This window comes from Micromonospora deserti (assembly GCF_003236335.1).
Classification (GTDB): Bacteria; Actinomycetota; Actinomycetes; order Mycobacteriales; family Micromonosporaceae; genus Micromonospora; species Micromonospora deserti.
Genome location: NZ_POUB01000476.1, coordinates 1 through 2,011 on the forward strand (window position 1 = coordinate 1; position 2,011 = coordinate 2,011).

General features: G+C 73.8%; 2 protein-coding genes. One reads left to right on the forward strand and one right to left on the reverse strand.

Annotated features, from left to right (window positions below; all coding sequences use genetic code 11):
• The first annotated feature begins 10 nt into the window (after window positions 1-10).
• Window positions 11-790, forward strand: a complete 780-nt coding sequence (locus C1I99_RS31300; RefSeq protein WP_233512826.1) for an HAD family hydrolase — start codon at window positions 11-13, stop codon at window positions 788-790.
• Here C1I99_RS31300 and C1I99_RS31305 read toward each other — a convergent pair.
• Window positions 735-2,011: aminotransferase-like domain-containing protein (locus C1I99_RS31305; protein ID WP_111137739.1), on the reverse strand; the 1,277-nt coding region annotated here is incomplete at its 5' end. The genes C1I99_RS31300 and C1I99_RS31305 overlap by 56 nt on opposite strands.

Genomic DNA, 2,011 nt, shown 5'->3' on the forward strand with positions numbered 1-2,011 from the left:
GATGGAGGGCATGCTTCGGTCGCCTCGCGCGCTCCTGCTCGACTTCGGTGGTGTCCTGGCCGACGCCCCGCCCCAACCACCGGCCCCACCTGATGTGGTCCGCCGGTTGTCCCAGCTCGTCGCCGGTGCGGTGTCGGAGGAGCAGATCCGGACCGACCTCACTGAGGGTGCTCGCGCGTACGCCCTGTGGCGCGATGAGGTGGGCGGGTCCGGTGACCCGGTCGAGCTGCCACACGTGCAGGTGTGGGGTAACTTCGTCACCCGCACCTGGCCTCAGCCCGCTCGCGGCGCCATCGCTCGGGAAGCGACCCCGCTGGCGTACGCCTGGACCTGGCGAACCGAATGGCAGGTCCGCCCCGGTATCCCCGAGGCGCTGCACGCTGCCGCCAACGCGGGTCTGCCGATGGCGGTGGTCAGCAACACCCTCTGCGGCGCGGCACATCGGGACTTCCTCGCCGCCGCCGGTCTGTCCGACCTGTTCGCCGCCGAGTTCTACAGCGACGAAGCCGGGCCCCGAAAACCCAATCCCCAACTGGCGCGCCTGGCCGCCGACGCCATCGGCGTGCCGATCGGGGACTGCTGGTTCGTGGGCGACAGCCTGCACCGCGACATCGCCTGCGCCCGCCGCGCCGGCACCGCAGCAGCGATCCTCATGCGCTCGCCCCGCACCGACCGGGAACCACCCCACCCCGACCTGCATCCAGACGCGCAGGTCGACGACGGCCACGGACTGCTCACCCTGCTGCATCAGAGCTGGGGCGTCGTCGACCGTTCGTCGGCCAGGAGGTGACGGTGAACCGGCTCGCGTCCTGGTGAGCGAGAGCGCCGTCATCCCGGCAGCGCAGGACGGCGCCGATCGCGGCGACCCCCTCTGCGATGTCCGACGCCGTGTTGGACGCGTACCCGAGCACCAGTCCCGGGCGGTACGGCCGTTGGCAGTGCCAGGAGAGCGGCTGCACCTTCACCCCGCGCTCCAACGCCGCCGCCGCCACCTCCGTGTCCACCATGTCACCGTCCACCGTGACCATCAGGTGCAGCCCCGCCGCCGCCCCGTGCACCGTGGCCGCCGGCAGACAAGAAGACACCGAGGCGATCATCGCGTCCCGCCGCCGCACATGCCGCCGGCGCAGTAGCCGCAGGTGCCGTTCCAGCGCGCCGGAGGTCATCAGCTCGGCGAGCACCAGCTGCGGCAGCACCGCGTTGCCCAGGTCGGCGTTGCGTTTGGCGTCGACCACGGCGTCGCGGTAGCGGGCGGGCACCAGCAGCCAGCCGACCCGCAGCGCGGGCGCGAGTAGTTTCGAGACGCTGCCGGCATAGCAGACCTGGTCGGGCAGCATGGCGCGCAGCGCGGGCACGGGCGGGCGGTCGTAGCGGTGTTCGGCGTCGTAGTCGTCCTCGATGATGAGCCCGCCGGCCTTGGCCCAGGCGACGAGGTGGCGGCGGCGGTCGCCGTCGAGCACCACCCCGGTCGGAAACTGGTGGGCCGGGGTGAGCATCACCGCGGGTAGGCCGCTGGCGGCCAGCTCGTCGACCCGCAGGCCGATGTCGTCCACGGTGATGGGCGGGGTGTCGACCTGCCAGTTGTTGAGGTGCTGCCGGACCCCGAGCGAACCCGGGTCCTCGACCGCGATCCGGGTGATGCCGTGCGGGCGCAGCGCCTGGGCGAGCAGCCCGAGCGCCTGGGACACGCCCGTCGTGATGATCACCTCAGCGGGGTCGGCGGCGATGCCCCGGCTGCGGGCCAGCCAGGCGGCGACGGCGGCGCGCAGCGCGGGCGCCCCGCGCGGGTCGCCGTAGCCGAAGTCCGACGCGGCGAGGTGCCGCAGCACGGTCCGTTCGGCGCGCAGCCAGGCCGCGCGCGGAAAGGCGGCCAGATCCGGTACGCCGGGCGTCAGGTCGATCCGGGCCGGCGCCGTGCGTACGGCGTCGAAGATGTCGGTGCCCGGCGCCGGCGGGAAGAGCGTGGCCGGCGCGGCGGCCAGGGTGGGCGGCGGCGCGGGCGGCGCGGCCG